General features: G+C 73.5%; 1 protein-coding gene. It reads left to right on the top strand.

Annotation, left to right across the window (positions count from 1 at the left end):
- The coding region (locus DS837_RS31590) for a beta strand repeat-containing protein (RefSeq protein ID WP_247890235.1) at positions 1-4,335 on the top strand (4,335 nt) is incomplete at both ends.

The following is a 4,335-nucleotide window of genomic DNA, read 5'->3' on the forward strand; positions in this document are numbered from 1 at the left end:
CGTCGACGCCGTGCCGACCCTGACCGCGACCGGCGGAGCCAAGACCTTCGGCGTCGGGGTGGACAGCGCCACCACCAGCCTGTTCAGCGGCGTGACGGCCTCCACGGTGGAGGCGGGGCAGAGCTTCCGCGGCGCGGTGTTCACCGTCGGCGGCGTGGTGGACGCCACCGAGGTCCTGACCATCGGCGGGGTCGACATCGCCCTGACCAACGGCGCCACCGCCACCCTGAGCGGGTTGGGGGCCGCGGGCGGCGACGCCAGCGTGTCCGTGTCGGTGGTCGGCGGCGTCGCCACGGTGACCCTCGGCGGGCTGGAGCGCAGCGACGCGCAGATGAGCGCGCTGCTCGGCGGCGTCACCTACAAGAACACCAGCGGGGCGGCGACGCTGGGCAACCGCACGGTGGCCATCGCCGGCCTGACCGACAGCGGCGGCGCCACCGGCAGCGCGACCATCTCCGGCGTCAGCACGGTGGTGAGCGTGGCCGACGTGACGCCCCCCGCGGTTCCGGTCGTCACCAGCGCGGCGCTGAGCAACAGCGCGACGCCGACCCTGGCCGGCACGGCGGAGGCCGACAGCACGGTGACCGTCACCATCGGCGGCGCCACCTACAGCACCACCGCCACCGGCGGGACCTGGAGCATCGACCTCGCCACGGCGACGCCCACCGCCGGCGTGCTGACCCTCGACGCCAACGGCGCCAACCCGGTCTCCGTGACCGCCAAGGACGCGTCCAACAACACGTCCAACCCCGGCACCCAGACGCTGACCATCGACACGACGCTGCCCGACGCCCCGGCGGTGACCAGCGCGGCGCTGACCAAGAACGCCACCCCGACCCTGGCCGGGACGGCCGAGGCCGGCAGCACGGTGACCGTCACGCTGGGTGGGGCGACCTACAGCACCACGGCGACGGGCGGGACCTGGTCGATCGACCTCGCCACGGCGACGCCCACCTCCGGCGTGCTGAGCCTCAACGCCAACGGCGCCAACCCGGTGTCCGTCACCGCCAAGGACGCGGCGGGCAATGTCTCGGCGCCGGGCACCCAGTCGCTGACCATCGACACGACGGCCCCGACCGCCCCGACCGTCACGACGGCGCTGAGCAACAGCACGACGCCGACCCTGACCGGCACGGCGGAGGCCGGCAGCACGGTCACCATCACGGTGGGCGGCGCCACCTACACCACCACCGCCACCGGTGGAAACTGGAGCGTCAATCTCGCGACGGCGACACCCACCTCCGGCGTGCCGAGCCTGAACGCCAACGGTGCCAACCCGGTCTCGGCCACCGCCACCGACGCGGCGGGCAACACGTCCTCGGCCGGCATCCAATCGCTGACCATCGACACCACCGCCCCGAACGCACCGGCGGTGACCAGCGCCGCGCTGACCAACAGCACCACCCCGGTGATCGGCGGCACGGCGGAAGCGGGCAGCACGGTGACCGTCACGGTGGGCGGCGCCACCTACACCGCCATCGCCACCGGCGGGAACTGGTCCGTCGACCTCGCCACGGCGACCCCGGTGACCGGTTCGCTGAACCTCAACGTCAACGGTGCCAACCCGGTCTCGGCCACGGCAGCCGACGCGGCGGGCAACACGTCCTCGGCCGGCACCCAGTCGCTGACCATCGACACCACGCTGCCCAACGCCCCGGTGGTGACCAGCGCGGCGCTGACCAACAGCACGATGCCGACCCTGACCGGGACGGCGGAGGCCGGCAGCGCGGTCACCGTCACGGTGGGCGGCGCCACCTACACCACGACCGCCACCGGCGGGGCGTGGAGCATCGACCTCGCCACGGCCACCCCGGTGACCGGTTCGCTGAGCCTGAACCCCAACGGCACGAACAGCGTGTCGGCCACCGCCACCGATGCGGCGGGCAACGTCTCGGGTCCCGGCACGCAATCGCTGACCGTCGACACCACGGCCCCGAACGCTCCGGCGGTGACCTCGGCGGCGCTGAGCAACAGCACCACTCCAATGATCGGCGGCACGGCGGAGGCCGGCAGCACGGTCACCGTCACCATCGGCGGCGCCACCTACACCACCACCGCCACCGGTGGAAATTGGAGCGTCAATCTCGCGACGGCGACGCCCACCTCCGGCGTGCCGAGCCTGAACGCCAACGGTGCCAACCCGGTCTCGGCCACCGCCACCGACGCGGCGGGCAACACGTCCTCGGCCGGCACCCAATCGCTGACCATCGACACCACGCTGCCCGATGCCCCGGTGGTGACCAGCGCGGCGCTGACCAACAGCACCACCCCGGTGATCGGCGGCACGGCGGAGGCCGGCAGCACGGTGACCGTCACGGTGGGCGGAGCCACCTACACCATGTCCGCCACCGGCGGGACATGGTCCATCGACCTCGCCACGGCGACGCCGACCGCCGGTTCGCTCAGCCTCAACGCCAACGGCGCCAACCCGGTCTCGGCCACCGCCACCGATGCCTCGGGCAACGTCTCGGCGCCGGGCACCCAGTCGCTGGTCATCGACACAACCGCTCCGGACGCTCCGGCGGTGACCTCGGCGGTGCTGACCAACAGCACCACGCCGACCCTGACCGGCACGGCGGAGGCCGGCAGCACGGTCACCGTCACCATCGGCGGCGCCACCTACACCACCACGGCGACGAACGGCGGCGCCTGGAGCCTCAACCTCGCCACGGCTGTCCCGGTCACCGGCACGCCGAGCCTGAACCCCAACGGCGCCAACCCGGTCTCGGCCACGGCGACCGACGCGGCGGGCAACGTCTCGGGTCCCGGCACGCAGTCGCTGACCATCGACACCACCGCGCCCGCGGCCACCGTGCTGTTCGAGGACGACAGCATCGACGCCATCGAGCAGTCCAGCGCCGCCTTCACCATCGGCGGCGGCGAGGCCGGGACCAGCTTCACCTGGACGATCACCTCGGCCGGCGGCGGCGAGGTCACCGGCTCCGGCGTGATGAGCGGCCCGACCATGCGGGTGACCGGGCTGGATCTCTCCGGCCTGGGCGACGGCACCCTCACCCTCACGCTCGGCCTGACCGACCCGGCGGGCAACGCCTCGGTGCCCTTCACCGCGACGACGCAGAAGCTGACCGCGACGGTGGACAAGCCCGCCCCCATCGCCCCGCCGCCGGTCGCCACCGTGGACGGCGCCACCGTCAACGGGACGGTCACCACCGGCAGCGACGGCAGCCGCACCACCACGGTGAGCATCGCGGCCAGCAACGAGGAGCGGGTTGAGGACAGCGCCACCGCCAACGCCGATCTGGCCGACGTGCCGGTGGTGCGCGAGCAGGTGGTCGACCGGCAGACCGGGGCGGTGTCCACCGTCACCACCCTGACGGTCAGCGTCTCCAATGGCGTGGCGGTGACCACCTCGGGCAGCGCCGAGCGGCAGACCGCCGCGCAGGCCCAGACCGGGCTGACCGGGCTGATCGCCGCCATCGAGGCGCGCACCGACGAGGGCACGGCCGCGCGCGGCACCCTGACCGGCGGCGGCGACGGCTTCCTCTCGGTGCTGTCCGCCCAGGCCCAGCTTCTGGTCCGCGCCATCGACTTCAGCGCGCCGGGGGTGGTGGCCGGCCAGGCGGTGCGGACCAGGGTGACCGGCAACACGCTGGGCGGCACCGGCACCGCCAGCACGGCGCCGACCGCGGTGGTGCTCAACACCTCGGCGGTGGCCGGTCCGGTGACCATCCAGCTCGACAACGTCGAGTTCGCCGCGGTGGTCGGCACCGCCACGCTGGTCGGCGGCGACGGCGAGCAGATCGTCTACGGCGACGACCACGAGCAGTACATGTATCTGGGGGCCGGCGACGACATCCTGCACGGCGGCGGTGGCAACGACACGATCGCCAGCGCCGGCGGCAACGACACGCTGTATGGCGACGACGGCGACGACGTGGTGCACGGCGGCGAGGGCGACGACTGGCTGCTCGGCGGGTCGGGCGACGATCTGATCGGCGGCGGCACCGGCAACGACCGCGGCTTCGGCGGGACGGGCGCCGACATCCTGTTCGGCGAGGAGGGCGCCGACACGCTGACCGGCAACGAGGGCGACGACACGGTGGTCGGCGGGTCGGGCGACGACCTGCTGTTCGGCGAGGAGGGCAACGACCTTCTGGTCGGCGACGCGGGCGACGACACGATCAGCGGCGGGTCGGGCAACGACACGGCGCTGGGCGGGGCTGGCCGCGACCTGATCGGGCTGGGTGAGGGCGACGACCTGGCCAGCGGCGGCGACGGCGACGACACGCTGCTGGGCGAGGACGGCGACGACACGCTGTTCGGCGGAGCGGGCGACGACCTGCTGAACGGCGGGGCCGGCAACGACGTGCTGTT

It is taken from the genome of Azospirillum brasilense (assembly GCF_008365405.1).
Classification (GTDB): Bacteria; Pseudomonadota; Alphaproteobacteria; order Azospirillales; family Azospirillaceae; genus Azospirillum; species Azospirillum brasilense_D.